25 protein-coding genes and 1 tRNA gene are annotated in these 25,000 nt (G+C 64.9%); 14 read left to right on the top strand and 12 right to left on the bottom strand.

Annotation, left to right across the window (positions count from 1 at the left end; all coding sequences use genetic code 11):
* Positions 1–83: 83 nt before the first annotated feature.
* Positions 84–1,028: a LysR family transcriptional regulator gene (locus CFR78_RS02035; protein ID WP_034927185.1), complete on the bottom strand. Its 945-nt coding sequence runs from the start codon at positions 1,026–1,028 to the stop codon at positions 84–86.
* Between the two features lie 106 nt (positions 1,029–1,134).
* On the opposite strand from CFR78_RS02035, the gene CFR78_RS02030 reads away from it, so the two are divergent.
* Genes CFR78_RS02030 through CFR78_RS02020 form a run of 3 tightly spaced genes read left to right on the top strand, consistent with a single transcriptional unit; the run spans position 1,135 to position 3,868 of the window.
* Complete coding sequence (locus CFR78_RS02030; RefSeq protein ID WP_007398814.1) at positions 1,135–1,878, top strand: (Fe-S)-binding protein; 744 nt, start codon at positions 1,135–1,137, stop codon at positions 1,876–1,878.
* Entirely contained in the window at positions 1,875–3,284 is a 1,410-nt protein-coding gene (locus CFR78_RS02025; protein WP_007398813.1) for a lactate utilization protein B, read from the top strand. The genes CFR78_RS02030 and CFR78_RS02025 overlap by 4 nt, the downstream gene beginning before the upstream one ends.
* On the top strand, positions 3,281–3,868 hold the full coding sequence (locus tag CFR78_RS02020; RefSeq protein WP_034927182.1) for a LutC/YkgG family protein: 588 nt from the start codon (positions 3,281–3,283) through the stop codon (positions 3,866–3,868). The genes CFR78_RS02025 and CFR78_RS02020 overlap by 4 nt, the downstream gene beginning before the upstream one ends.
* A gap of 44 nt (positions 3,869–3,912) precedes the next feature.
* On the opposite strand, the gene CFR78_RS02015 is transcribed toward CFR78_RS02020, so the two are convergent.
* The 3 genes from CFR78_RS02015 to CFR78_RS02005 form a co-directional block, all read right to left on the bottom strand.
* A complete protein-coding gene (locus CFR78_RS02015) occupies positions 3,913–4,182 on the bottom strand; it encodes an HU family DNA-binding protein (RefSeq protein WP_007398811.1) in 270 nt (89 codons plus the stop codon).
* Positions 4,183–4,535: 353 nt separating this feature from the next.
* Complete coding sequence (locus CFR78_RS02010; RefSeq protein ID WP_181417474.1) at positions 4,536–5,960, bottom strand: calcium-binding protein; 1,425 nt, start codon at positions 5,958–5,960, stop codon at positions 4,536–4,538.
* 167 nt (positions 5,961–6,127) lie between these two features.
* The gene (locus tag CFR78_RS02005; RefSeq protein ID WP_034927179.1) at positions 6,128–8,191 is read right to left on the bottom strand and encodes an NAD(+) synthase; all 2,064 of its coding nucleotides are present in this window, start codon (positions 8,189–8,191) and stop codon (positions 6,128–6,130) included.
* Positions 8,192–8,320: 129 nt separating this feature from the next.
* Between CFR78_RS02005 and CFR78_RS02000 the strand changes: the two genes are divergently transcribed.
* Positions 8,321–8,497 carry a DUF1328 domain-containing protein gene (locus tag CFR78_RS02000; protein WP_007398807.1) on the top strand — a complete coding sequence of 59 codons (177 nt, stop codon included), beginning with the start codon at positions 8,321–8,323 and terminating at the stop codon, positions 8,495–8,497.
* On the opposite strand, the gene CFR78_RS01995 is transcribed toward CFR78_RS02000, so the two are convergent.
* The 7 genes from CFR78_RS01995 to CFR78_RS01965 all read right to left on the bottom strand — a co-directional run bounded on the left by CFR78_RS01995 (position 8,451) and on the right by CFR78_RS01965 (position 12,990).
* Positions 8,451–8,960 carry a disulfide bond formation protein B gene (locus CFR78_RS01995; protein ID WP_083824462.1) on the bottom strand — a complete coding sequence of 170 codons (510 nt, stop codon included), beginning with the start codon at positions 8,958–8,960 and terminating at the stop codon, positions 8,451–8,453. The two genes, CFR78_RS02000 and CFR78_RS01995, sit on opposite strands and share 47 nt — an antisense overlap.
* Positions 8,961–8,965: 5 nt before the next feature.
* Positions 8,966–10,318 carry an alpha,alpha-trehalose-phosphate synthase (UDP-forming) gene (locus CFR78_RS01990; protein WP_007398805.1) on the bottom strand — a complete coding sequence of 451 codons (1,353 nt, stop codon included), beginning with the start codon at positions 10,316–10,318 and terminating at the stop codon, positions 8,966–8,968.
* Positions 10,306–11,061 (bottom strand): trehalose-phosphatase, encoded by a 756-nt coding sequence (gene otsB, locus CFR78_RS01985; protein ID WP_007398804.1) that lies wholly within the window; start codon positions 11,059–11,061, stop codon positions 10,306–10,308. The genes CFR78_RS01990 and otsB overlap by 13 nt, the downstream gene beginning before the upstream one ends.
* 96 nt (positions 11,062–11,157) lie before the next feature.
* Positions 11,158–11,802, bottom strand: coding sequence for a DUF2155 domain-containing protein (locus CFR78_RS01980; protein ID WP_110580956.1), 645 nt, complete (start codon positions 11,800–11,802; stop codon positions 11,158–11,160).
* Entirely contained in the window at positions 11,799–12,029 is a 231-nt protein-coding gene (locus CFR78_RS01975; protein WP_034927174.1) for a hypothetical protein, read from the bottom strand. Before CFR78_RS01975 ends, CFR78_RS01980 begins: the two co-directional genes overlap by 4 nt.
* Positions 12,026–12,562: an outer membrane lipid asymmetry maintenance protein MlaD gene (gene mlaD, locus CFR78_RS01970; protein WP_034927303.1), complete on the bottom strand. Its 537-nt coding sequence runs from the start codon at positions 12,560–12,562 to the stop codon at positions 12,026–12,028. The genes CFR78_RS01975 and mlaD overlap by 4 nt, the downstream gene beginning before the upstream one ends.
* 59 nt (positions 12,563–12,621) lie before the next feature.
* The gene (locus tag CFR78_RS01965) at positions 12,622–12,990 is read right to left on the bottom strand and encodes an NADH-ubiquinone oxidoreductase subunit NDUFA12 family protein (RefSeq protein ID WP_007398801.1); all 369 of its coding nucleotides are present in this window, start codon (positions 12,988–12,990) and stop codon (positions 12,622–12,624) included.
* Positions 12,991–13,245: 255 nt separating this feature from the next.
* Here CFR78_RS01965 and CFR78_RS01960 point away from each other — a divergent pair, with 255 nt between their 5' ends.
* The 6 genes from CFR78_RS01960 to CFR78_RS01935 all read left to right on the top strand — a co-directional run bounded on the left by CFR78_RS01960 (position 13,246) and on the right by CFR78_RS01935 (position 20,425).
* A complete protein-coding gene (locus CFR78_RS01960) occupies positions 13,246–14,805 on the top strand; it encodes a TSCPD domain-containing protein (RefSeq protein WP_172459696.1) in 1,560 nt (519 codons plus the stop codon).
* A 47-nt stretch (positions 14,806–14,852) separates the two neighbouring features.
* Complete coding sequence (locus CFR78_RS01955; RefSeq protein WP_007398798.1) at positions 14,853–15,320, top strand: RidA family protein; 468 nt, start codon at positions 14,853–14,855, stop codon at positions 15,318–15,320.
* A gap of 79 nt (positions 15,321–15,399) precedes the next feature.
* Complete coding sequence (locus tag CFR78_RS01950) at positions 15,400–16,554, top strand: GNAT family N-acetyltransferase (protein WP_034927167.1); 1,155 nt, start codon at positions 15,400–15,402, stop codon at positions 16,552–16,554.
* 86 nt (positions 16,555–16,640) lie between these two features.
* A complete protein-coding gene (locus tag CFR78_RS01945) occupies positions 16,641–17,627 on the top strand; it encodes a zinc-dependent alcohol dehydrogenase family protein (RefSeq protein ID WP_034927164.1) in 987 nt (328 codons plus the stop codon).
* Between the two features lie 170 nt (positions 17,628–17,797).
* Positions 17,798–19,570 (top strand): DEAD/DEAH box helicase, encoded by a 1,773-nt coding sequence (locus CFR78_RS01940; RefSeq protein WP_034927162.1) that lies wholly within the window; start codon positions 17,798–17,800, stop codon positions 19,568–19,570.
* 87 nt (positions 19,571–19,657) lie between these two features.
* Positions 19,658–20,425, top strand: a complete 768-nt coding sequence (locus tag CFR78_RS01935) for a hypothetical protein (protein WP_034927159.1) — start codon at positions 19,658–19,660, stop codon at positions 20,423–20,425.
* Between the two features lie 80 nt (positions 20,426–20,505).
* Here CFR78_RS01935 and CFR78_RS01930 read toward each other — a convergent pair whose 3' ends face one another.
* Positions 20,506–21,012, bottom strand: a complete 507-nt coding sequence (locus tag CFR78_RS01930; RefSeq protein ID WP_034927301.1) for a hypothetical protein — start codon at positions 21,010–21,012, stop codon at positions 20,506–20,508.
* Between the two features lie 307 nt (positions 21,013–21,319).
* On the opposite strand from CFR78_RS01930, the gene CFR78_RS01925 reads away from it, so the two are divergent.
* The 4 genes from CFR78_RS01925 (at position 21,320) to CFR78_RS01910 (ending at position 24,344) form a co-directional block, all read left to right on the top strand.
* The gene (locus CFR78_RS01925; RefSeq protein ID WP_034927156.1) at positions 21,320–21,541 is read left to right on the top strand and encodes a hypothetical protein; all 222 of its coding nucleotides are present in this window, start codon (positions 21,320–21,322) and stop codon (positions 21,539–21,541) included.
* Positions 21,538–22,209, top strand: coding sequence for a helix-turn-helix transcriptional regulator (locus CFR78_RS01920; protein WP_034927153.1), 672 nt, complete (start codon positions 21,538–21,540; stop codon positions 22,207–22,209). The genes CFR78_RS01925 and CFR78_RS01920 overlap by 4 nt, the downstream gene beginning before the upstream one ends.
* A 94-nt stretch (positions 22,210–22,303) precedes the next feature.
* The gene (lepA, locus tag CFR78_RS01915; protein WP_007398788.1) at positions 22,304–24,109 is read left to right on the top strand and encodes a translation elongation factor 4; all 1,806 of its coding nucleotides are present in this window, start codon (positions 22,304–22,306) and stop codon (positions 24,107–24,109) included.
* A gap of 144 nt (positions 24,110–24,253) precedes the next feature.
* Positions 24,254–24,344, top strand: a tRNA-Ser gene (locus tag CFR78_RS01910).
* Positions 24,345–25,000 lie beyond the last annotated feature (656 nt).

Genomic DNA, 25,000 nt, shown 5'->3' with positions numbered 1-25,000 from the left:
CCCGGCGTCACGTCAGCACACTGCATGGCCCGCAAGGCCAAGCCCGAAAACCTGTGGCATTTCCCGTATGATGGATGGGGCGGCTAGGTTTCGTCCCCCCGGTCCCCCCGGGACAGGTCGGCCTGCGCGCCCGCATGCATGTCACGGCAGCAGGCCCGCAGTGTGGAAATGAAATTGGACAGCAGCGGCACATGCTGGCCCGCCCGCATGGCAATGGCCAGTTCCGCGCGCGGCGCCTTCGCCCCCAGTGAATGATAGGTCACGCCACCGGAATGGATCTGGTGTAGTGAACGCGGCACGACCGATACCCCAAGCCCGGCCGCCACCAGCGGTACGGTGGAGGCGATCTGCGGCGCCTGCTGGCCCATGCGCGGCGTAAAGCCGGCATTATGGCAGGCGGACAGGATGGCATCATGAAAGCCCGGCCCCAGTTCACGCGGGAAGATGATGAAGGGCTCATCCGCCAGCATGTCCAGTTCCAGATGCCGGTGGATGGCCAGCTTGTGCCCCTTGGGCAGGGCCACGACCGTCTCCTCCTCCAGCAGGGGAGAAACCAGCAGCCCCGCACCATCGGGCACGGGGGGGCGGACGATGGCAATGTCGATGGCGCGGTCATGCAGCCCCTTGCGCAGGGCGGGGGTGTTGCTTTCCTCAAGATAGATCGTGACATCGGGCCAGAGTTCGCGGAACCGCCGCACGGTCAGCGGGATCATGGGCAGCAGCGATACCGCACCGGCCAGCCCCACGCGGATATGCCCCTTCTCGCCACGCGCCAGACCATGGGCGGTGGCCACGAACTGCTGCTGCATGCCCAGCAGGGCGCGCGCCTGGTCCAGCAGTACCAGCCCCACATCGGTCAGCCGGACCCCGCGCGTCAGCCGCTGGAACAGCAGTACACCCAGTTCATTTTCCAGATGCTTGATCTGCTGGCTCAGAGGGGGCTGTTCTATGCCTAGCTGCTCTGCAGCACGCGTGAAGCTTCCGTTCTCGGCAACGGCCACAAAATAACGTAAATGCCTTAGATCCATGCCGCATATAAATTATATATGGGATCGTCTTTCAATATATATTTGACGAAATAACATAGCTTGCGCCACGTTTCGCGCCAATCGTGCTGAGGATGAGTGCCCAACAATGAAAATCGGCCTGTTCGTTCCATGTTATATCGACGCATTCTACCCCGAGGCAGGAATTGCCACGCTGGAACTGCTGGAAAAGCTGGGGCAGGATGTTGAATATCCGCTGGACCAGACCTGCTGTGGCCAGCCCATGGGCAATTCCGGGTGCAATTCGGATGCGGCGGCGGCGGAAGCCCTGTTTGTCCGCAACTTTGCCAAATACGACAAGATCGTCATGCCCTCGGGCAGCTGCACGCATCATGTCCGCGACAATTTCGATGCGATCGAGCAGACGGATGAAGTCCGCCATGTGCGCGAGAATACCTTCGAACTGGTGGAATTCCTCCATGACATCCTGAAGGTCGATGCCTTTCCATGGGCCGAGTTCAACCACACCGTGGGCCTGCACAACAGCTGCGGCACGCTGCGCGCGCTGCGCACGGCCAGCATGTCCGAACTGGGGGAAAAGCCCTTCTCCAAGCCGATGGACCTGCTGGGCAAGGTCAGGGGCATCCGCTTCGTCACCCCCAGGCGGCCGGATGAATGCTGTGGCTTCGGTGGCACCTTCTCGGTCACGGAAGAAGCCGTGTCCTCGCAGATGGGTCTGGACAAGGTGCGCGATCACCACGAGGCGGGAGCGGAATACATCGTCTCGGCCGATTCCTCGTGCATGATGCACCAGCAGGGCTGCGCGGAACGCGCGGGCGTACCCATCCGCTTCATCCATATCGCACAGATCCTGAACGGAGCAGCGCAATGAGCGAACGGCCCGTCAATCACGCCAGGGCGGCGGAACACTTCCTGGAAGACAAGCCCCACCTGCAGTTCCATGATGAACGCCTGTGGGACATGCGCCAGAAGCGCGATGCCCAGATGCACATCCTGCCCGAATGGCAGGAACTGCGCGAGGAGGCTTCGCGCATCAAGGAACACACGCTCTCCCGCCTGCCCGAATACCTTGAGCAGTTCGAGGAAAACGCGAAGAAGAACGGCATCCATGTCCACTGGGCGCGCGACGGGGCGGAGCACAACCGCATCGTGGGCGAGATCCTGAAGGCCCATGGCGCGCACAACCTGATCAAGAGCAAGTCCATGGTCACCGAGGAATGTGACATGCGGCCCTATCTTGAAAAACAGGGCGTGCGCGTGACCGAGACGGATCTGGGCGAACGCATCCAGCAGCTTGATGACCAGCTGCCCAGCCACATCGTGGTGCCCGCCGTACACAAGCTGACATCGGACGTGGCGAAGATATTCGCCAAGGACTACAACACCGACCCGAACATCCGGGACCCGCACCTGCTGGCCGAAGCCCAGCGCCAGGCCGCGCGCCCGGTCATACTGGGCGCCGATTCGGGCATGACCGGCGGCAATTTCGTGGTGGCGGAGACCGGCACCTTTGTCGTGTGCACCAACGAAGGCAATGCCGACCTGAGTGCGACGGTGCCCAACCTGCACATCGCCACCATCGGCATCGAACGCCTCGTGCCGCGCATGGCCGATCTGGGCGTGTTCGTGCGCCTGCTTTCCCGCAGTGCGCTGGGTTCCCCCATCACGCAGTACACCACCCATTTCCGTGGCCCGCAGAAGGGGGGCGAGATGCATGTGGTGCTGGTGGACAATGGCCGTTCCGCCCGCCTGGGGATGGAAGATTTCTGGACCTCGCTCAAATGCATCCGCTGTGGCGCGTGCATGAATACGTGCCCGGTCTACCGCCGCTCTGGCGGGCTATCCTATGGCGCGGTGTATTCCGGCCCGATCGGCGCGATCATCGACCCCACCTTCAACGAGCGCAAATACAGCACGCTTCCCTACGCCTCCACGCTGAACGGAAGCTGCACCAATGTCTGCCCGGTCAAGATCAACATTCACGAGCAGCTTTACAAATGGCGCCGCGTGCTGGTGCAGCACCATGAAATGCCCTTCGTCAAGCGTGAGATCATGCACATGGCGGGCAAGCTCATGGGCCAGCCCAAGCTGTACCGCGCCGCCATCAAGGCGACCGAGGTATCACTCAGCACCATGCCGCGCTTCGTGCTGTATAACTGGCTGAACCCGTGGGGCAGGCACCGCGAAAACCCCCATCCGGTCAAGCAGACCTTCAATGACTGGTACCGCAAGAACCGCAAGCCCGGCAAAGAGGGTACACCGGAGGCCAAGAAATGAGCGCACGCGACGAGATCCTGCAGGCGTTGCGGGCCAATCGCCCCACGCCCGAAAACCATCCGCTGCCACCGGTTGCAACACTGGGCGACATGGATGCCAGCCGGGAACGCTTCATTGCCAGCCTGAAGATACTGGGCGGCGATGTGCTGGAACCGGCAACACCGGGCGAGACGCTGGATGAAGCCATCGCGCGCCGCCATCCCGATGCGAAGATCATCTGCTCCAACGTGCCCGAAGCCCGTGGCACCCTGCCGGTGGAGAAGATCAGGACACCGCAGGACGCGGCCATGATTGACGTGACCGTGGTGCGCGCGCCCTTCGGCATTGCGGAGATGGGGTCCATTTTCCTGAGCGAGGCCCAGCTGCCGATCAATTCATTCGCGCATCTGGGGCAGCATATCGTGGTGCTGCTGTCCGCCAGTGAACTGACGGCCAACATGCACACCGCCTACCAGCAGCGGCCGGAATTCCGGTCCGCCAATTATGGCGTGCTGATGAGCGGTCCCTCCGCCACGGCGGATATCCAGGGCGTGCTGATCCGTGGCGCACAGGGCGTGCGCTCACTTTCGGTCTGGTTCACCTGACCCGATGGGCTGCCCGGCATGATGGCCGGGCGGCCTTACCCTATTCAGACCGCCTTTTTCAGGTTCGGACTGGCCTTGAAGCGTACCGTCTTGCCGGCCTTGACCTTCACCGGCTCACCCGTGCGGGGGTTGAGTGCCTGACGCGCCTTGGTTTTCTTGACGGTAAACGTGCCGAATGACGGCAGCGTGAAACCACCCTCACGCTTGAGTTCCTTGACAATGGCCTGAATCAGGTCAGCAGCAGCCTGATTGGCAGCGACGCCGGTACAATCGATCGAATCCTGTATAACGGCTGCAATGAAGGCTTTACTCATCGGAACGGCCTGCTCCCTGCTGGCTAAAAACGACTCTCGAAAATATCCGTGACCCGCATTGGACAAGGGCTTGTGCCATCCTCCGGGCGGGATGGACGCGGCTTGTAACCCGCTGATCGGGGTTAGACCAGCAATTTTTTGTTATCACATAAAAATTCTTGTTGATGTCATCAGCAAGAACGCCATCCATGACAGAAATGCCCGTATGGATGGGCAGAAATGGCCAGTACGGAAAATTCATATCGGAATTGAATCTTTCCGCCCGACAGGCCCGTTCTCCGCTATCAGGCCATCATGACGGGCGGCGTCCCATCCCTGCACGCAGGCAGGGGACGTACCGCCCGCCTGTCTTTTCAGCTCTTGAAATTCTGTACTTTCAGGTCCGTAACACCCACAAAGGTGATTTTGGTGCTGTCACCCAGGCTTATGGTCGTATTGCCCCCGGCAATGGTTGCGTTATCCAGCATGGACTGGATGGTGGCCGGAGTCGCATCAAAGCCGGACAGGTTGACGACATTGGCGGCCGACTTGCCAAAATCCTGGATCAGGTCATTGCCCCCGTCCTTGCCCTTGATGAAGTCGAATTCCGTCGTACCGCTACCGGCCTTGAGCAAGTCGTTCCCCGTTCCCGCCTGAAGCGTGTCCTGCCCGCTGCCCCCAACCAGCGTGTCATTCCCGCTACCGGCCACCGCATAGAGCCTGCCCGTGGACAGGCCGCCATCAAGCGTCTCGTTGCCGCTACTGGCATAATAGGTGGTGGTGCCGGAGGTACTGGCAGTCAGGTCCAGTCCCGCCGTGCCAAAAATGGTGGCATTGCCCCCGGTCACGGTATCTGCAATGCCACTGGCCCCGTTGATGAACTGCAGCGTGCCCGGCACACTGACTGAAATCGTGCTGTCATCCACGCCGGACAGCAGGGCGGAGGCACTGGCCGAAATCGTGTCCCCGCTGCCCCCGGTCACACTCAGGCCGCTATCCGCCGTAATGGAACTGCCGCTGACCGATTCCACCGCCAGGGCCCCGTCACCATTGATGGTATCGGCCAGGCCATCCTGGATGATGTTGACCTGGGCGCCCTCATCTTCAAAAAACGTGGTGTTGACAAAGGCATTGATGGTGGAATGGCTGATATCCTGAACCACTTCGCCATCAATGGCGGTAAGGGTCGTGCCCGCACCGTTAAAGAGCGCCGTGGTACTGCCCGCCGCATCCCAGTCCCCCGTGACCGTGGGCGTGCTGTCAAAGGCATAGACGGTATCGGACCCGGCCATCAGGTTGACGTCATCGCTGGGCCTGCCGCTGAAGAACAGCGTATCCCCACCCGCCGCGTCGTAATTCACGCTGCCTGAACCGGCATGATAGTCCACCGTCCCGGCATCGCCATCCACCACGTCGGTGGCATTGCTGCCGCCGTACAGGAAAAGCTGCTGGTCAAGCACGGTGGCGGTGGTGCTGCCGATCTCGACCGCGCGGCCTGTCACGTCATAGCTGCCGCCCGAGGTAATTTCCTGCAGCAGGGGACCGGCCGCGTCGTCCATGCCGTAATCAATCCCGGCCACCCCGAGAAGACGCGCTTCCTGAAAGGCACTGTCACTGAAATCACCCTTGAGGGACACGATCTCCGTGCCCGTGACATCCTCATTCACCGCAAACTGGTCAAGCTGGCTCAGCGCGGCTTCTTCCCCAACGGTCTTCAGCGCCAGTATGATGTCGCTGCTATCCGGATTGACATCAAGCGTAAGCCCTGTGGCCCCGGTTACGGTCACGTATCCCATCATGCAATTCATTCCTTCCTGCACGCTGGGGATCAGGCCATGTTACCGCCCCATCGCGCCGCTTCTGTGCCACCGCCCGTGCTGTCGTGACCGCAGCGTGAGCCGGGAAGCTTTCAGGACCGTATTTGTCAGGAATGGGTTAAGAAATTCGGAATCGGACCCCGATTGGTTCAGTCCGTCGGCACGCGGCTTTCAAGCTCCTCCACCCAGATGCGGGCATTGCCATCCGATGGCGCGCGCCAGTCGCCACGCGGCGAGAGCGCGCCACCAGCCAGTACCTTTGGCCCGTTGGGCATGGCCGAGCGCTTGAACTGGCTGAAACCGAAGAACCGGTTAAGGAAAACCCCCAGCCAGTGCCGGATTTCCGACAGGGCATAGACCTTCCTGCCCCCTTCGGGGAATCCCGGCGGCCAGTCCCCGCGCGCGGCATCCCCCCAGGCATGCAGCGCCATGAAGGCGATTTTCGAGGGGCGGAATCCGTAACGCAGCACATGGAACAGCGTGAAATCATGCAGCGCGTAGGGGCCGATAAGCGATTCCGTGCTCTGCACCGCCTGCCCCGCCGTGGCGGGCACCAGTTCGGGCGAGATCTCGGTGGCAAGGATGGCGTCCAGCACGGTACAGGTCCGCGCCGTCTCCCGCCCATGGGCCATGACCCAGCGGATCAGGTGCTGGATCAGCGTCTTGGGCAGCCCGGCATTGACGTTGTAATGCGCCATCTGGTCACCCACGCCATAGGTACACCACCCCAGCGCCAGTTCCGACAGGTCACCCGTGCCAATCACGATGCCACCGGACTGGTTGGCCAGGCGGAACAGGAAATCGGTGCGCAGGCCCGCCTGCACGTTCTCGAACGTGACATCATACACGGCCTCCCCCCCGGCAAAGGGATGGCCCATCTGTTCAAGCATGAGGCGCGCTGCGGGGCGGATGTCAATCTCATGCGCCTGCACGCCAAGGGCGGCCATGAGTTCATGCGCATTGTCGCGCGTGCCGCCGCTGGTGCCAAAACCGGGCATGGTGTAGCCCAGCACCGCCTGCCGCCCCAGCCCGCATTCATCGGCCGCACGCGCCGCGACCAGCAGGGCATGCGTGGAATCCAGCCCGCCCGAGACCCCGATCACCAGCGTCTTCGCCCGCGATGCCAGTACCCGCCGCTTCAGGGCGGTAACCTGGATGGTAAAGGCTTCGTAGCAGTCCTGGTCCAGCAGCGCCGGATCGCTGGGCACGAACGGAAAACGGGGGATGGCGCGCTTCAGGCCCAGATCGGTGGCCGGCGGGCTCAGGACCAGTTCGACAGACCGCCACTCCGCCGCCGCCGCCACATGGGCGCGGTTATCGGCAAAGGTGCCCATGCGCAGCCGTTCCTGACGCAGCAGGTCCAGATCCACATCCGCCAGCAGCGTGACCAGCCCGGTGGGAAAGCGCGCGCTCTGCGCCAGGGTCACACCGTTTTCAAAGATCGAGGCCTGCCCGTCCCATGCCACATCGGTGGTGGATTCACCCTCCCCCGCCGCGGCATAGACATAGGCGCACAGGCAGCGTGCGGAATGGGACTGGCACAGCAGCGTGCGCGTACGCGCCTTGCCCACCGTGATGTTGCTGGCGGACAGGTTGGCAATGACCGTGGCCCCCGCAAGGGCGGCATGGACGGCGGGTGGCTGGGGCACCCACATGTCCTCACACAGTTCAGCGGCGATCACCAGTCCGCGCACGCCCCGCGCCCTGAACAGCAGGTCGGTGCCAAACGGGACCGCGCGCGCCCCCAGCATGATATGCCCGCCCCGCAGCCCGGCCCCGGCGGTGAACTGCCGGGCTTCATAGAACTCACGGTAATTGGGCAGGTAGGACTTGGGTATGACACCCACGATATGCCCGTCATGCAGGGCAATGGCGCAGTTGTACAGCGCGCCTTCCCATACAACCGGCGCCCCGACCAGCACCAGCGGCAGCAGGCCCGCCGTCTGCCGTGCAAGCCAGGCCGCCGCTTCCATGACCTGATCCAGCAGCACGTCCTGCTGGCGCAGGTCCTCGATCGCGTAGCCCGACAGGCCCAGTTCGGGAAACACGGCCAGCACCGCCCCCGCCTGATGGCAGGCCACGATTCCTTCGTGGATGCGACGGGCGTTTTCCATCGGGTCGGCCAGCGCAACGGGCAGGGTACAGGCGGCCACGCGCGCGAAACCCTGCTGGTACAAACCATGAAAACCAGCCATACCACTGCCTGCCGTCATGTCCGGGTCTCCCGCGCTGCTTCAGCCAAAATAACCATCCGTGATGAACCGGGGCCCATCTGGCGCATTGTTATGGGGCGGATGGCATGCCCCGCCTGTCCCAACCCCTTACCTGAAGGAAACCGGATCATGGACCTGTTACGCTGGACCATCACATTCCTTGTCCTGGCCCTGATCGCCGCGGTCTTTGGCTTCGGCGGCATCTCTGACACCTTTGCCTATTTTGGCAAGGTCCTGTTCTTCATCTTCATCGTGCTGTTCATCCTTGGATTGATTTTCGGCCGCGGCCGCGGAACCTTGTCCTGACCTGCGTTCCACGCCGCACGAAGGGAATCAGCCCAAGCGCGTAAAGACTGCCCAGTGCCGCCATGGAAAGCGGCACGCCGGGCAGAAGATAGGTCGGTGCGTCACACGGCTTGGCGGGACGTGCCGGCATGGATGCCAGACGCTGCGCGAAACTGCCGCCATGGAACGTGGGCGCACGGCATTCGGGCAGCGGGCTGGGCCACCACCCCTGCTCCACCCCCACATGCATAAATCCCAGGCCCGCCGCAACCAGCAGCACCGGCACGCACATGACCACCGCGCCGCGCGCCACGTCACGCGGCAGAACCATGCCAAGCAGCCCGAACCCCACCAGGATACGGTAGGGCCAGCGCTCCCACAGGCACAGCCCGCAGGGCACATGGCCCAGGATGTGTTCGCTCCACCACGCGACACCAAGGGCGGCACAACCAGCCAGCACCATCAACAGGGCAGTCTGTCGCATGATGCCTACGACCGCTCCGCGACAGGGGCCGCTTCAAGCGCGCGCAGGAAATCGGCTGCCCAGCTTACCGCCGTGGTGCTGCTGACCTCGCGCTCCAGCGCGCGCCAGCGCGTGCGCCGCTCCGCCAGCCCCATGGTCAGGGCGGCGTGCAGGGCATCGGCAATTTCATCCGGGTCATACGGATTGACCAGAATTCCCTCATCCATTTCCGGCGCGGCACCGGCGAAATGCGACAGGATCAGCACGCCGGGGTTGGCCGGGTCCTGGGCTGCGACATATTCCTTGGCCACCAGATTCATGCCATCGCGCAGCGGGGTGATCAGCGCGGCCTCCGCCCGGCGATAGAACCCGGCCAGCACCTCCCGCGGAAGGGGGCGGGTGATGTAGCGGATCGGTGTCCAGTCGAATTCGGAATAGGCGCCATTGATGCGCCCGGTCAGTTCATCCAGCTGGCGGCGCAGCTGGCGGTATTCCTCCACGCTGCCGCGAGAGATCGGGGCCACCTGCAGGAACGTGACCTTGCCCCGATGCTCGGGGTAGCGCGCCAGCAGCGCTTCATAGCCACGGAACCGCTCGGGCAGGCCCTTGGAATAATCCAGCCGGTCCACCCCCAGCACCAGCCTGGCCCCGCGCAGGCTGCCCTCCAGCCGCTCCACTTCCTCGCCCTGCATGCTTTTTTCCGCCTGGGCACGGAATTCATCGGGGTCGATGCCGATGGGAAAGGCCTGTCCGCGCGCGGGCAGGCCGTTGGCTTCCAGCGAATGGTTCAGGTTCTCGGCATCCTCGGGGGTCTGCACGCCCACCAGATCGTAGGCCTGCATGTCCTCAAGCAGCAGTTCGGCGCCGGGCAGCGAGCGGACAAGGCTCCATGGCGGGAACGGAATGTGCAGGAAGAAGCCGATGCGGCAGTTCACCCCCAGGTCACGCAGCGCCTGACCCAGCGGGAACAGATGGTAGTCGTGCACCCATATCACGTCATCGGGCCGCAGCAGTGGCAGCAGCGTGCGGGCGAACATGGCGTTGACCGCCAGATAGGTTTCCCAGTCCGTGCGGGAATAGTTCATCAGCCCGACACGGTAATGGAACAGGGGCCACAGGATGCCGTTGGAGAAGTTCTGGTAAAACCCCTCATACTGCAGCGGTGTCAGGTCGATGGTGGCGTAGGTTACGTTATCGACCCGGTCCAGCCGGGGCACGGGGTCGCCCCCATGCAGCTGCACCTGCTTGCCCGACCAGCCGAACCACAGGGATTCCCCTTCCCGCAGCGCGTCCTTCAGCCCTACGGCCAGACCACCGGCAGGCTGGCTGCGCTCACGCGGGGAGGGGACGCGGTTGGAAACGATGATCAGCCGCCCCATGCGCCGTCCCCCCCCTGAGCCAGTCGGGCCAGCCAGCCACGGAAGGCGGCCGGATCGGGAAAGTCGGCGGGAATGCGGAAACCCGCCCCCCCCAGATGCACCGCCATGCGGATGCCATCCTCATCCGTCACGTCATCCCCGACAAAGATCGGGGAACGCCCGGCAAAGGGTGCCGCCTGCATGAGAGCTTCCACCGCATGGCCCTTGTCTATGCCCGCGGGGCGGATTTCCCACGCCATCTTGGCCGCCTGCACATGAAAGGCACCGTGCGTGGCCGCCACCCATTCATCCGCGATCCGGCCCAGCGCGTCCCCCGCGTCGGGCGCGCCACGGTAATGCAGCACAAGCCCCGCCTTCTTGCGCTCGACCCGCATGCCGGGATGGGCCTGCGCCAGCCGGTCGGCCTGTTCCAGCCAGGCCGGGGGCACGGGGGGCAGCGGCGCGCGCGCGATGGGCTGGCCCGGTGCATGGCGGATGGCGATGCCATGTTCCCCCGCCACCGCATAGGGCACACCGGGCAGGAAATGGTCGATCTGCTCGATCGGCCGGCCGGATATGACCGCCAGCGCATTGCCACATTTTTCCCGCAGGCGCAGGAGCGTATCGATCAGGCCGGGCGCCACGACCACGGATTCAGGCGTGGGGGCGATATCAACCAGCGTACCATCAAAATCCAGCAGGAATGCCGCGCGGGCGGGCGGAGGCAGCCGATCGAGCGAAGGAAGGGTGGAGATCTTGCTCATGGTTGTTCTAGCCTCCGGCAAAGCTGGGGAATGCGCAAGCCCGGAACCGCGCTGTGCAGACCTGCAGCATTGATACGATATAAATTAAACTGTTTTCTAATGCAGCATCAGCGGGGCGGCCCCTTCATCGGCCGGGTCGGCCGGGGGCACGGGCAGCGGCGGGGAAAGCGGGCGCGCGACAGGCGGCGGCTGGGGCGCCGGTGTCCCACCCGGCGCGGCCGTGCCGGGCACGGGCGGCACGCTGCCATCGGGCAGGGGCGGCGCGCCCGTGCCATCGGGGCCGGGGGCGGGAGCCTGCGCGGCCGCGACACTTAACGGGGGCGGGACGGGGGCGACCGCATCCCCCCCGCAACTGGCAAGCTGCACGTCATAGAGCGGGTTCTGGAACACGCCGGTGGACGGTTCGGCGATGGCCATCCAGCCCTGGAAGGCGGCCATGCCCTCATGCGCGTCATGGACTTCCAGCCATGCGGCACTGTCGGCCGCCAGCGTGGCCGGACGCTGGAGGCATGACGTGGCATGCAGCGTCAGGCTCTTGTAGGGCACATCCTGCCCCACCGGAATCTCGACCTGCTGCACATGCGCGTCCAGCTTGTCCAGCACGCGCACCACGGCAACCGTGCGGCCCTGCCAGGTATCGGGCGGGTACATGGCGGGCGGGGCCAGCCATTCGGCGGCATGGGCGGCACCGGGCAGGGTGGCAAGCACAAGGGCGGGCAGGCAGAACGCGGGCAGCCTCATGCCTTCGGGCTCCGCAGGCCATCCACCACGTCGTGCAGGATGCGCCGCATGGCCCCCTCGTCCACGCCCATTATGATCGCATCCTCGAACGCATCGCGCAGGATGCCCTGCAGTTCGGCATGGTTTTCACGCAGGACCAGCAGCTTGTCCCGGCACGAGACCGGCGTGCCATCGGGCTGAGGCCAGATTTCAGGCATGGTTACGTCATCCGTCCCGTCATGGCTCATGGCGCGGCGTCCCCTGCCGGGGCGACAGGGGTCTGCGCCGCCTTGTCCTGCCGGTTCCTGGTCAGTGTATCGGTGACGGAGAAGATGAACTTGCTCAGCAGCTGCTCCAGGCTGATCGTGCCCTGCGTCTGGCCGATCGTGCCACCGGGGGCGAGCATCTTCTCATCCCCGCCGGGCGAGAGGGCTATGTATTTGCCCCCCAGCAGGCTGTCGCTGGTAATGATGGCCGCCGTATCATCGGGCAGCCTGATATCGGGACGCACGGTAAAGGTCACCTGCGCGGCATAGGTTTTCGGGTCGACCCGTTCCGCCACCACCTGGCCCACCGTAATCCCGGCCAGCCGCACGTCAGAACCGATGGACAGGCCATCGATATGGGCAAAGCCCGCGTTCAGCCTGTACCCGGTCTCATGCGTGCGGCCCTTGTCCAGCACCGCATAGGCCAGCATGCCGGCCAGCGCGGCCAGCACGGCAAAGCCCGCAAGAAGTTCCGCTGGCTGGTGGCCCGCGCGCCGTGAAACAGCAGCAACCATGATGGCAATGCTTCCCCAATATCCGATGGCGCGCACCCTAGCAGGTTACGCCACGGGTTTCATCCCTCGGGGTACCATGCCTCATAATCACTGGTGGTAGAAGCCCGCTGGCCACCACGCAGGTCGCTGCCGGGCGGGTGATAGGCCTGTGCCGTCCCGGTCCGGTTGGGCTGCCAGGGCTGCTGCCAGGGCTGGCGCGCGCTCTCGGGCAGGGGGGCTGCGTCCATATGGTGCAGCCAGCCCCACCATTCGGGCGGCACGGCGGACGCGTCCTCCCCCTTATGATAGATGACCCAGCGCTCATGCCGCTTTTCCCCGCCGCCGGTGCGGTTGGGGGTCCGGGCCTCATAATAACACCGGCCATCGGCGTCCCTGCCGACCAGCCGCCCCCTGAAACGGGTATAGATACGGGTGCCTAGATTTGCCATGCCCCAAGCCTAGTCCGCGCGCGGCCGCGCGGTCCACGCGGATATGCGCCCCCGCCCCTCACATCTGCGGGATCGTGGCGCCACGGCGGGGTACCCGCGGGCCATGGCATCCCGATCACGGGAAGTTATCCCCCATATCCACTGTACCCAGTGGGATGTATAGTTGCGACTCCGTCCCGAACGGGTTCCGCACCGCCCCTGCCCCCCGGTAAAACGGAAGGCATGACAGCACGAAGCCACTGGAACGGCGTGCGCATGCGTACCACAGAGGCCGCAGCGGACCCTGACGACACACCCCGTTCCGTTACCCTGCCCGCCGACTGGGATGACACGGCAGCCGAGGCCCTGGCCCGGCTGGCCCCCGGCCATGGTCCCGCAAGCCTGCCCGAGGAAGCGGCGCACTGGATAGATGACCTGTGCACGGGCGAATGCTCCGGCCCGGTCGTCCGCCCCGTGGCGCGGGCGCTGTCGTGCCTGCTGCTCATGCGTCAGGCGGCCCCCACGCGGGACCTGTGGCACGGCCATCATGACCGCAGGCCCGGCTTCGTGGTCAACCTGGCCGCCTTCGTGGAGGCCGACAACAGCTTCATGGCGCGCGACTTCGTGGCCGCCCTGCGGCTGCTGGCACGCGTGCTGCGCGTGATCGCGCAGCAGAAGCGGCACATGTGCAATGGCGAACTGCCCCTGCCCGACCCCACGGGGCAGGCGGCCACGCATCTGCGCGCCGTCCCCCCCGCCCCGCAGCCGGGGCAGGAGCGCCCGGTCATTGCCGGCTCCGTGCTGCTGACCAACCTTGATGCCTGTCTGGCCGGGCTGGGCTTCGATTATGACAGCGAGGCCGGGCGCGACGCCGCGTGCAGCATCGTGGCGCTGGCCACCCTGGTCGCCCATGCGGGCGAGGGCGCGGACGCCATGCCGCTGCCCCCCGTGCGCAGCATCCTGCCCGGTGTCAGCCAGATCGCGCGCAGCGTCTGGCAGGAAGCCGCCGTGGAGACCGACCAGCCCGCGGCACGGGTGGAAACCGGGTTTTCCACCCCCGGCCCGATCGATGCGCTGCTGGGCGTGGAAGCCTGCGGCCTGGCCCCCGTGTTCTCGCCACTGCGCGCCGACGGGCGGCTGGCCACAAGCACGCTGGCGCGCCTGGCCTGCCGTGGGCTGACCCTGGAAGCCGCCTTTGCCGCGACCCTTGCGGGTGAAAACGTGCTGGCCCTGCCCGGTGCGGCCTCCCATCAGGCGATGCACCGCGCGCTGAGCGGCTTCGTGGACCGCGCCCCGCCACGCCCCGACGCCACGCGTGACGTGCTGGCCACCCGCGCGGGGCTGGAGCGCGGCGTGCGCCGCCCGCTGCCCGCCCGCCATGGCGGCTTTACGCAGAAGGCCAGCGTGGGCGGCCACCGCCTGTTCCTGCGCACGGGCGAATATGCCGATGGCGCGCTGGGCGAGATCAGCCTGACGCCAACGCGCGAAAGCCCTATGGTGCGCGGGCTCATGGACACGCTGGGCCAGGCGGTCAGCATCGGACTGCAGTACGGCGCGCCGCTGGAAAGCTATGTCGAGGCCTTCGCCTACACCCAGTTCGGCCCCGCCGGCACGGTGGAGGGCGACCCGGTTGCGTCCTATGCCACATCCATGCTGGACTATGCCTTCCGGGCGCTGTCCGATGCGTATCTGGGGCGCAGGCTGCCCGATGCCCCGCATGAGGACATGATGGCGGACAGTCCCGCCCCCATGCTGCCACTGGACCTGCCCCGGTCCGGCAATGATGATGGCGATGACACGCCCCCACGGCGGCGCGGGCTGCGCCTGGTCGGCTGACCGGCCACGCAGGCACCCGCCCCCGAGACAGTAAAAAGGACGACCCGATGCCCGACACCACGCCCGAACAGCGCCTCAAGCAGCTTGGTATCATCCTGCCCACCCCCGCCGCCCCGGTTGCCAATTATGTGGGGGCCGTGATCAGCGGGTCATCGCTGGTCGTGTCCGGCCAGCTGCCGCTGGTTGATGGCAAGCTGCTCACCACCGGCAAGCTGGGTGGTACCGTGCCGGTGGAACTGGCGGTCGAAGCCGCGCGCTACAGCATGATCAATGTGATCGCACAGGTTAAGGCCGCCCTTGGCGACCTGTCGCGCGTGAAGCGCGTGGTGCGGCTGGGCGGCTTCATTGCCTGCACGCCGGACTTCACGCAGCATGCCAGTGTCATGAACGGGGCATCCGACCTGGCGGTGGCGGTGTTTGGCGATGCGGGCCGCCACGCCCGCTCCACCGTGGGCGTGCCCTCGCTGCCGCTCGATTCGGCGGTTGAGGTCGAGGGCCTGTTCGAGATCGGCTGAACACGGATGTAACACCACATGGGAGGGAGCCAGTCATGACCCCAGCACGCCATCCCGCCGGTATCACGCGGCGCCCGTCATGACCGGCACCACCATGATCCTGCACCGCAGGATTGCCGAAATCCCGGCACGGGAATGGGATGCCTGCGCGGGTGATGCCAATCCCTTTGTCAGCCACGCCTTCCTTTCGGCGCTGGAGGACAGCGGGTCGACCGGCCCCGCCACGGGCTGGCTGCCCCAGCATCTTGCCCTGCGCGATGGCGCGGGCCAGCTTCTGGCGGTGGCACCGCTTTACGCCAAGAGCCATTCCTTTGGGGAATACGTGTTTGACCAGCAATGGGCGCAGGCCTTCACGCAGGCGGGCGGGCAGTATTATCCCAAGCTGCAGGTGGCCGTTCCCTTCTCCCCCGTGCCGGGGCCACGCCTGCTGGTGGGCGACGCACCCGATGCCGATGCCCGCCGCCTGCTGGTCGGCCGTGCGCTGCGGCAGGCCTGCGGGGAGCTGGATCTCTCTTCCGTCCACATCACCTTCTGCACGGAGCATGAACAGGCGCTGCTGGGGGAAAGTGGCTGGCTGTCCCGGCTGGGCGTGCAGTACCACTGGGATAATGACGGCTACACCGGTTTTGATGATTTCCTCGAAGCCCTCGCCTCACGCAAGCGCAAGGCCATCCGGCGTGAACGGCGCGATGCCAATGCCTGCGGGCTGACCTTCCATACCTATCGCGGCACGGAGATTACCGAATCCCTGTGGCAGGATTTCTACCAGTTCTACCTGTCCACCGTGGACCGCAAATGGGGCAGCGCCTACCTGCAGCCCGGATTCTTTCCCCTGCTGTCGGAACGGCTGGGGGAGCGGGTCGTGCTGATGATCGCCCGCAGTGAGGGCGTGCCGGTGGCCGGTGCGCTCAACCTCATGGGGCGCGATACGCTGTATGGCCGCAACTGGGGGCGGCTGGCGGGCCATGACTGGCCCTTCCTGCATTTCGAACTGTGCTATTACCGCGCCATCGACTTTGCCATCGCGCACGGGCTGAAGCGGGTGGAAGCGGGCGCACAGGGCGAGCACAAGCTCCAGCGCGGCTACCGCCCCTGCCTGACCCATTCCGCCCACTGGATCAGCCACCCCGGCCTGCGGGCGGCGGTGGCCGAATTCCTGGGGCAGGAACGCGCGGCCATCATGGCCGGACTGCCGGCCCTTGATGCGCTGACCCCCTACCGCTGCGGGTCGTGAACCCGTGATGATACAGGTCATGCCCCCTGTGGCTGCGGGCATGGTAGCATGCCATCACAGGCACCCTGCCACCAAAGGAGCGGACCATGTACGCAATGCGACTGCTTGCCCCCCACACCCCCCTGCAATGGACCGAACTGCCCGACCCGCAGCCGGGGCCGGGGCAGATCCGCGTCAGGGTAGGGGCGTGTGGCGTCTGCCGCACCGACCTGCATGTGGTGGATGCGGACCTGCCCTTTCCCGGCCATGCCCTGACACCGGGGCACGAGATCGTGGGCCGGATCGATGCGATCGGCCCGAATGTGGAAGGGCTGCACATGGGCCAGCGCGTGGGCATCCCGTGGCTGGGCCATACCTGCGGCTGCTGCCATTACTGCCAGACCGCGCACGAAAACCTGTGCGACCACCCGCTGTTCACCGGCTACACGCGTGATGGCGGCTACGCCACGCTGGCGGTGGCCGACGCGCATTTCGCCTTCCCCCTGCCCGATGGCGATGACGACGTGGCCACCGCGCCCCTGCTGTGCGCGGGGCTGATCGGCTGGCGCTCGCTGGTCATGGCGGGGAAGGAGGCGCGCAGCATCGGGCTGTACGGCTTTGGGGCGGCCGCCCACATCATTGCGCAGGTGGCGCTGTGGCAGGGGCGCTCCGTCTATGCCTTTACCCGGCCGGGCGATACGAAAACCCAGGACTTCGCCCGCTCGCTGGGCTGCACCTGGGCTGGCGGGTCGGATGAGGCCCCGCCCGCGCAGCTGGATGCCACCATCATCTTCGCCCCTGTGGGCGCGCTGGTGCCCGCGGCGCTGAAGGCCGTGCACAAGGCCGGGCGCGTGGTCTGCGCGGGCATTCACATGAGCGAAATCCCCGCCTTTTCCTATGACCTGCTGTGGGAGGAGCGGCAGATCGTGTCGGTTGCAAACCTGACCCGGCAGGACGGGCTGGACTTTCTGGAAATCGTGCCCCGGGCGGGAATCCGCACCACGACAACGCCCTATCCGCTGCGTGACGCCAACAGGGCACTGGATGACCTGCGCCACGGCCGTTTTGAAGGGGCAGCGGTGCTGGTGCCCTGATTGCCCCGCCCGTGCCGGGGTAAAATACCCCGTCTGGTTATTATTTCTGGCTTTTGGGGCAATCATTCTTTATGGACCGGCGTTCTCCCTGACGCATGAACACGGGCCGGCGGCCAGTTTCCTTCCTGCGTCGCCCATGTTCTTCATGCTTTGTCCGGATTGCCCGATACATGCCGTTTCCTGAAACCCACCCCGCCCTGCAACGCGCGCTGGACGAGCGTGGGTACGATAACCCGACCCCCGTCCAGAAAGCTGTCCTGGATGTCGCCGCCGAAGGGCGTGACCTGCTTGTCTCCGCCCAGACGGGTTCCGGCAAGACCGTTGCCTTCGGCCTTGCCATGGCCGACACCCTGCTTGGCGGGGCCGAGCATTTTGGCCCGGCGGGTCCGCCGCTGGCCGTGATCATCGCGCCGACGCGCGAACTGGCCATGCAGGTAACCCGTGAGCTGACGTGGCTGTACGCACCGGCCGGCGGGCGCATCGTCTCGTGCATTGGCGGCATGGACGCCCGGCGTGAAGCCCGGGCGCTGCAGCTTGGCGCGCATATCGTGGTCGGCACGCCGGGACGGCTGTGCGACCATCAGTCCCGTGGCCGCCTGGACATGTCGGACCTGCGCGTGGTCGTGCTGGATGAAGCGGACGAAATGCTCGACCTGGGCTTCCGTGACGAGCTTGAGCAGCTTCTGGACGCCATGCCCAAGACGCGGCGCACGCTGCTGTTCTCGGCCACCATCGCCAAGGAAATCGCATCGCTGGCGCGCCGCTACCAGAACGACGCCGTGCGCATCGATACCCTGTCGGGCGCCAAGCAGCATGCCGATATCGAATACCGCGCCGTCGTGGCCGATGCGCGGGAACTGATCCCCGCCGTGGTCAACGTGCTGCGCTATACCGACAGCCAGACCACCATGGTGTTCTGCGCCACGCGCGAGATGGTGCGCCACATGCAGGCGGCACTGGTCGAGCGCGGCTTCTCCTCGGTCGCCCTGTCGGGCGAGTTGGGGCAGAACGAGCGCACGCGCGCCATCGACAGCCTGCGCAAGGGCCAGGCCAATGTGTGCGTCGCCACCGACGTGGCCGCCCGTGGCATCGACATTCCCGCGCTGGCGCTGGTGGTGCATGCCACCCTGCCCACCGATCCCGCCACCCTGCTGCACCGTTCGGGCCGCACGGGCCGCGCGGGGCGCAAGGGCGTATGCGTGCTGATGGTGCCCATGTCCCAGCGCCGCCGCGCCGAGCGGCTGATGCAGGGGGCCAAGATCACCGCCACATGGTCCGGCGTGCCCACGGCGGCTGAAATCCGCGCCAGTGACGCCAGGCGCCTGCTGGCCGATCCGGTGCTGAACCAGGACGTGGCGGAAGCCGACAGCGAACTGGTGGGCCAGCTGGTGGAAGGCCGCAGCAGCGAGCAGCTTGCCGCCGCGCTGCTGCAGATGTACCGCGCCCGCCTGCCCGCGCCCGAGAACGTGCGCCACATCACCCCCGATGCCCCGCGCCCCGTGCGCGAGCGCCCCGAACGTGATGGCAGCCCCCGCCCCCCGCGTGAAAGCTATGGCAGTGGCGAGCCGGGCGCATGGTTCGCCATGAATGTGGGCCGGCAGGAAAAGGCCGATCCCAAATGGCTGATCCCGCTGATCTGCCGCCTGGGTGGCGTGCGCAAGGCGGATATCGGTGCCATCCGCATCAACGATACCCAGACCCTGTTCGAGATCACGCCGGAATCGACCGAAAAATTCCGCTCCTGCATCGCAGCGATCGAGAATGACGAGGTGCAGATCTCCCCCGCCAGCGCTCCGGCAGGTGGCCCGCCGCGCCGCAGTGGGCCGCCGCGTGGCGGTCGCCCGTTCGCCCCGCGCAAGCCCGGCGGCGCGGGACGGCCCGGTGGGTTTGGCGGGCCGCCGCGCGGGGGCGCGTCCTCCCGCAAGCGTCCGCCACGCGCCTGACAGATCGCCTCCGGGCACACCTTCCCCGCATGCCCGGCCCCACGCCGGGCATGTGTTTTCCAATCGGCTGCAAACACAGGTTTCCCCGTGCCTGATTTCCGCCTTTTCCTTTGTGGCCTGTCAGGCCTGCTTGCCCTTGGCGCGTCCACAGCCCTTGCCGCGCCGCAGGCCCCCGACACGGCGCTGGCGCGGGAACTGGCCATGACGGCCGGGCAGTACGCACCCGACACCGGCCTGTTTGAAAAAGGACCACTGGCCACGAGGCTCCGGCAGGAACTGGGCGCGCGCTACGCGACTTTCCTGTCAAACATGGAAGTGGCGGGACCATTGCAGCCCGCGGGCGACCTGCTGTTCATCACCGGCAACCGGCAGCACGAAGGCGGCAGCCGCATCGCCTGGCTGCTGACCGACCGGCAGGGCGTGAACATGACGGTGGGGATTCTTGATCCGGGGCGGCTCGATCTCCTCACGACCGGTCCCACACCACTCACCAAACCTGCCGACATCCGCGCCATGCTCGAAAACATGGGCGTGGTCGCCCCGCTGTGCAATCCGGCGCAGGACCTGGCACCGGGCAGGCGGCTGCACTGGCATGCGCGGATGGGACAGGACACGACCTGCATCTACCGCGTGGGCCTGCACCGGGGCGAACAGGTGACGGCGCGACTGGAACCGGCGGCATCCGGGCTGGACATGCGGGTCATCGACCCGCATCCCGCGACAGCCATGACAGGCCCCGTACAGTCGTGGTACGTGCCGGAGGATGACCTCTATCTCGTGCAGGTCACGCAACGGCCACAGGCCAAGGCGGGCGGCGCGCGCGCCTTCAGCCTGAGCATAAGCGCGCGGCCATGAAAAAAGCCCGTTACCACCGGGGTAACGGGCCATGCCGCCAGCGTGTTCCCTGCCGGTCTGGCCGGCAGGAACACGGGATGCTACTGGTTGCCCTGCTGGCTGCCGCCACCGAGGAAACTGTCGATGTTCGAACGGGTGCCTTCCTTGAGATTATCCCAGCGCTGACGTTCCTGGCTGCCCGCGTTGCGCAGGTCGTTCAGCCGGTTCTTCGGTGCGTTGCGGATCGCGTCCAGCCGGTCACGACCGTTCTGGATCTTGTCATCAACGCGTGAGCGCTGGTCCGCCAGCTTCTGCTCGGCATTGTCACGCGCGCTGTCCCACCTGCCAACCGTATCCTGCTTCATGTCGTTGACCCGGTTGTCATAGCCCTGCCGCAGGTTCTGCTCGCGATTCTGTACGTTCTGGTCCACGTTGTTGCGATAGGACTGAAGCCGGTTGTTGGCACAGTCCCCCGCCTGCGCCGCGCGGTCGAGCACATCCCAGCCGGGTGTGTTCTGGCTGCTGCAGTCAGCCGCCATTGCGCCGGCCGCCCCGGTAATGGGGGCGGCAGAAACGGAAAGAGCAAGAAGATATCTGCGGAATTTCATGGACACAACCTTGGTCAAAGGGGTTTTCTACCTGAATGCTGCGTAAGCCTGTGGCAGGGATCGGTCGAAAATATGACAATGCGCGACCATCCCGCGCTGGATATAGGGATCAATTGCTGAAAAACGTAACGCGCCGCGCACATGCCACCTACCATTCTGATGCAGGCAATGCCGCCCCGCGTGGTGGACATGCCGCAATAATGCCACTATGTGACAGGAGCAAGCATATCCGCCACATCTATCCAACCCGGCTGGCAGTAACATCATGCGATGGTGGTCATGCTGTCCCCTGTTTCCTGGCGGTCCCATGTGGAATGAACCTTATCTTGAATCCTGCTGCCGCTCCGCGCTGCACCGGCTGAAACTAAGCGGGCAGGCCGGCCGCCCCGCGGGCGTGGGGGATGCGCCATGCCTGCACCGGCTGGAAGGCATGGGACTGGCCAGCAGCAGCGGGGATGACCAGCGCTATACAATCACCACACAGGGCCATGCACGCCACAGAACGGAAATACTGAAACAGCCGACATGATCAGCCATGACGACATCTGGCGCGCCATCGACCGCCTGGCCGCCGAACGGGGGCTGACCCCCTCCGGCCTGGCCCGCGCGGCGGGACTGGACAGCACGACCTTCAACCCCTCCAAACGGATCACGCCTTCAGGGCGGCCGCGCTGGCCGGGCACGGAAAGCCTTGCACGCACGCTGTCGGCCACCGGCATCTCCTTCGAGGGCTTCAGCCGCCTGCTGTCGGGCCATCACGACCCCGAAACCACGAACAGGGCGCATCATTCGCACCTGAAGATCGCGCCCTTTTCCCAGCTCGCCCATCCCGAACTGTTTGATGAAACCGGACTGCCCGAAGGCGAACGGTGGGAGAAATGGGAATTCCACGGCATGGCGGACCACCATTCCTATGCCGTGCATGTGGATTGCGACACCATGGAGCCGATCTTTCGCAAGGGTGGCACGCTGGTCGTCTCCCCCACCGCCGCGATCCGGGTGCATGACCGGGTGCTGCTGCATACCCCGCAGGGCACGGCCTGCTGCGGCATGGTGACGGAGCGCTGGCATGATGCACCGGCCACCGCCCCCGTGCACGAACTTGTGCGCATAAAGGGACTTGCCGCCATAGAGGGGGAGGAAATCATCCTGGATGGCGCGACCCGTATCCACCGCATCACGATGGCCTGCATGTAACCTGCCCCGCCCCCCCCGGCAGGCATGCGGATATTTTGCATGCGGGCCGCAGGTAGCGGCTGACTTTCTCCCGATTTTCAACTATGTCTCGCCCATGACCGACACGCCCCTCTCCCTGATCCGCAATTTCTCGATCATCGCGCATATCGACCACGGGAAATCCACCCTGGCCGACCGCCTGATCCAGGCCTGCGGCGCGCTGACCCAGCGGGAAATGACCAATCAGGTCCTGGACAACATGGACCTGGAACGTGAACGCGGCATCACCATCAAGGCGCAGACCGTGCGCCTGACCTACCCTGCTGAAGACGGCAGGACCTATGTCCTGAACCTGATGGACACGCCGGGCCATGTGGATTTTGCCTATGAGGTCAGCCGGTCGCTTGCCGCGTGCGAAGGCTCGCTGCTGGTGGTCGATGCATCCCAGGGGGTGGAAGCACAGACACTGGCCAATGTGTACCAGGCCATCGACGCCAACCACGAGATCGTGCCGGTGCTGAACAAGGTGGACCTGCCCGCCGCCGACTGCCCGCGTGTGAAGGAACAGATCGAGGAAGTGGTGGGCATTCCCGCCGATGACGCGGTGGAGGTCTCGGCCAAGACCGGGCTGAACATCGAAGCCGTGCTGGAAGCGCTGGTCAAGCGCCTGCCGCCCCCCACGGGCGATGCCGAGGCCCCGCTCAAGGCCCTGCTGGTCGATAGCTGGTACGATCCGTATCTGGGCGTCATCACGCTGGTGCGGGTGAAGGAAGGCCGTCTGAAACGCGGCATGCGCATCCGCATGATGTCCACCGGCGTGGTGCATCTGGTGGATCAGGTGGGCGTGTTCGCGCCGCGCATGACCAATGTGGCCGAACTGGGCCCGGGTGAGATCGGCTACATCAACGCCGCCATCAAGACCGTGGCCGATACCAATGTGGGCGATACCATTACCGATGACCGTCGCCCGGCCGATGCCCCACTGGCGGGGTTCAAGCCCTCCATCCCCGTGGTGTGGTGCGGGATGTACCCCATTGTGGCCGATGATTTTGAAAAGCTGCGCGACAGTCTGGCCAAGCTGCGGCTGAACGATGCCTCCTTCCACTACGAGGCCGAGACATCGGCGGCCCTGGGCTTCGGTTTCCGCTGCGGCTTCCTGGGGCTGCTGCACCTGGAAATTATCCAGGAGCGGCTGAGCCGCGAATTCGACCTGGACCTGATCGCAACCGCCCCGTCGGTGGTGTACCGCATGCAGCTGACCAATGGCGAGCAGGCGGAACTGCACAACCCCGCCGACATGCCCGACCAGTCCCTGATCGAGAAGATCGAGGAACCGTGGATCCGCGCCACCATCATGGTGCCGGACGAATATCTGGGCGCGGTGCTGACCCTGTGCAGCGAACGGCGCGGCATGCAGGTGGACCTGACCTATGTCGGCAACCGCGCGATGGCGGTCTACCGCCTGCCCCTGAACGAGGTGGTGTTCGATTTCTATGACCGCCTGAAATCGGTCACCCGTGGCTATGCCAGCTTCGACTACCAGATGGACGGGTATGAAGAGAGCGACCTTGTGCGCATCTCCATCCTTGTCAACCAGGAGCCGGTGGATGCGCTGTCGTTCATCGCCCACCGTTCGGCCGCGGAGACGCGCGGGCGCTCGATCTGCGCCAAGCTCAAGGAACTGATCCCGCGCCAGCTGTTCAAGATCGCGGTGCAGGCCGCCATCGGCAGCCGCATCATCGCACGCGAGACCATTGGCGCCATGTCCAAGGACGTGACGGCCAAGTGCTATGGTGGCGACATCTCGCGCAAGCGCAAGCTGCTGGACAAGCAGAAGGAAGGCAAGAAGCGCATGCGCCAGTTCGGCAAGGTGGAAATACCGCAGAGCGCCTTCCTGGCCGCGCTCAAGATGGACCAGTAGGTCGCTGTCATGCCACCTGCCCCGCGCAATCGGGGCAGATGGCATGGGCGTGGCGTTTTCCCCTTGCGCCAATAAAATTTGATGATATGTTCCGCCGCATCGGGAACCACCATCCGCAGGATGGTCTGGAATCCGGTAGCGGCTGGAGAGATGGCCGAGCGGCTTAAGGCGCACGCTTGGAAAGCGTGTGTACGTTAATAGCGTACCGTGGGTTCGAATCCCACTCTCTCCGCCAAGATATTCCATTTAAAATTGTCAAAAAGATTTCCATTGCCTCGAGAGCATGATGTCATGCTCTTCATGATGCCATAGGGTCAGCACGCCAGCCTCTGCCAACGGCCCTTCCGACTGCCATCTCGCACCGCAGGTAGGGAAGAGCCTTTATTGTAGATATTTTTTTGCAGAAAGCTGTTTATAAATTCTTTCAGAACAAATATACTGAAATCATAATAAAAATTTATTATTATGAATAATAATTTTTTATAGTAGTTGTGAAATTCTTTATCCGTGTAGATGAAAGAATTTGCATTACACGGAGCATCCGATTTCCTGCGGAAGAACATTCCATCTTCGGACATTGGTGGCTGTCAGCACTCGATCCAGATGGATGACAGCAGCGACAGGCCATTGAGGTCAGGCGTCCGATGCGTATCCCTTTCCAGCCAAAATCCACAACGGGATATCGGGAAGGTCATCGAGTCTGGCGCGGCCGCTGTCCAAGCCTTTCCTGACTATGGAACCGGCAGGCGTGTCATGCTGATCCCGTTTCCTTCGCCACCATCCCGTTTCCCCATAAACGCATCCGCTTACGCTTACCGATGGTCGCCATCGCGGGTTATCGACGGATTATTCCATTGCCGATACCATGGCCCCGGTCAGGCAACGGGAAAA

The organism is Komagataeibacter rhaeticus, from assembly GCF_003207855.1.
GTDB lineage: Bacteria > Pseudomonadota > Alphaproteobacteria > Acetobacterales > Acetobacteraceae > Komagataeibacter > Komagataeibacter rhaeticus.
This window is presented reverse-complemented; position numbering and strand designations above follow the sequence as displayed.

What these genes read in the sequence shown, in the direction of transcription:
- CFR78_RS01990 (WP_007398805.1), bottom strand. Translation starts at nt 10,318, where the DNA reads ATGGGGCGGCTGATCATCGTTTCCAACCGCGTCCCCTCCCCGCGTGAG.
- CFR78_RS01925 (WP_034927156.1), top strand. Translation starts at nt 21,320, where the DNA reads ATGTGGAATGAACCTTATCTTGAATCCTGCTGCCGCTCCGCGCTGCAC.
- otsB (WP_007398804.1), bottom strand. Translation starts at nt 11,061, where the DNA reads ATGAGCAAGATCTCCACCCTTCCTTCGCTCGATCGGCTGCCTCCGCCC.
- mlaD (WP_034927303.1), bottom strand. Translation starts at nt 12,562, where the DNA reads ATGGTTGCTGCTGTTTCACGGCGCGCGGGCCACCAGCCAGCGGAACTT.
- CFR78_RS01980 (WP_110580956.1), bottom strand. Translation starts at nt 11,802, where the DNA reads ATGAGGCTGCCCGCGTTCTGCCTGCCCGCCCTTGTGCTTGCCACCCTG.
- CFR78_RS01995 (WP_083824462.1), bottom strand. Translation starts at nt 8,960, where the DNA reads ATGCGACAGACTGCCCTGTTGATGGTGCTGGCTGGTTGTGCCGCCCTT.
- CFR78_RS02015 (WP_007398811.1), bottom strand. Translation starts at nt 4,182, where the DNA reads ATGAGTAAAGCCTTCATTGCAGCCGTTATACAGGATTCGATCGATTGT.
- CFR78_RS02005 (WP_034927179.1), bottom strand. Translation starts at nt 8,191, where the DNA reads ATGACGGCAGGCAGTGGTATGGCTGGTTTTCATGGTTTGTACCAGCAG.
- CFR78_RS01950 (WP_034927167.1), top strand. Translation starts at nt 15,400, where the DNA reads ATGACCGGCACCACCATGATCCTGCACCGCAGGATTGCCGAAATCCCG.
- lepA (WP_007398788.1), top strand. Translation starts at nt 22,304, where the DNA reads ATGACCGACACGCCCCTCTCCCTGATCCGCAATTTCTCGATCATCGCG.
- CFR78_RS02020 (WP_034927182.1), top strand. Translation starts at nt 3,281, where the DNA reads ATGAGCGCACGCGACGAGATCCTGCAGGCGTTGCGGGCCAATCGCCCC.
- CFR78_RS01965 (WP_007398801.1), bottom strand. Translation starts at nt 12,990, where the DNA reads ATGGCAAATCTAGGCACCCGTATCTATACCCGTTTCAGGGGGCGGCTG.
- CFR78_RS02030 (WP_007398814.1), top strand. Translation starts at nt 1,135, where the DNA reads ATGAAAATCGGCCTGTTCGTTCCATGTTATATCGACGCATTCTACCCC.
- CFR78_RS02010 (WP_181417474.1), bottom strand. Translation starts at nt 5,960, where the DNA reads ATGATGGGATACGTGACCGTAACCGGGGCCACAGGGCTTACGCTTGAT.
- CFR78_RS02000 (WP_007398807.1), top strand. Translation starts at nt 8,321, where the DNA reads ATGGACCTGTTACGCTGGACCATCACATTCCTTGTCCTGGCCCTGATC.
- CFR78_RS01955 (WP_007398798.1), top strand. Translation starts at nt 14,853, where the DNA reads ATGCCCGACACCACGCCCGAACAGCGCCTCAAGCAGCTTGGTATCATC.
- CFR78_RS02025 (WP_007398813.1), top strand. Translation starts at nt 1,875, where the DNA reads ATGAGCGAACGGCCCGTCAATCACGCCAGGGCGGCGGAACACTTCCTG.
- CFR78_RS01940 (WP_034927162.1), top strand. Translation starts at nt 17,798, where the DNA reads ATGCCGTTTCCTGAAACCCACCCCGCCCTGCAACGCGCGCTGGACGAG.
- CFR78_RS01920 (WP_034927153.1), top strand. Translation starts at nt 21,538, where the DNA reads ATGATCAGCCATGACGACATCTGGCGCGCCATCGACCGCCTGGCCGCC.
- CFR78_RS01930 (WP_034927301.1), bottom strand. Translation starts at nt 21,012, where the DNA reads ATGAAATTCCGCAGATATCTTCTTGCTCTTTCCGTTTCTGCCGCCCCC.
- CFR78_RS01975 (WP_034927174.1), bottom strand. Translation starts at nt 12,029, where the DNA reads ATGAGCCATGACGGGACGGATGACGTAACCATGCCTGAAATCTGGCCT.
- CFR78_RS01945 (WP_034927164.1), top strand. Translation starts at nt 16,641, where the DNA reads ATGTACGCAATGCGACTGCTTGCCCCCCACACCCCCCTGCAATGGACC.
- CFR78_RS01960 (WP_172459696.1), top strand. Translation starts at nt 13,246, where the DNA reads ATGCGTACCACAGAGGCCGCAGCGGACCCTGACGACACACCCCGTTCC.
- CFR78_RS02035 (WP_034927185.1), bottom strand. Translation starts at nt 1,028, where the DNA reads ATGGATCTAAGGCATTTACGTTATTTTGTGGCCGTTGCCGAGAACGGA.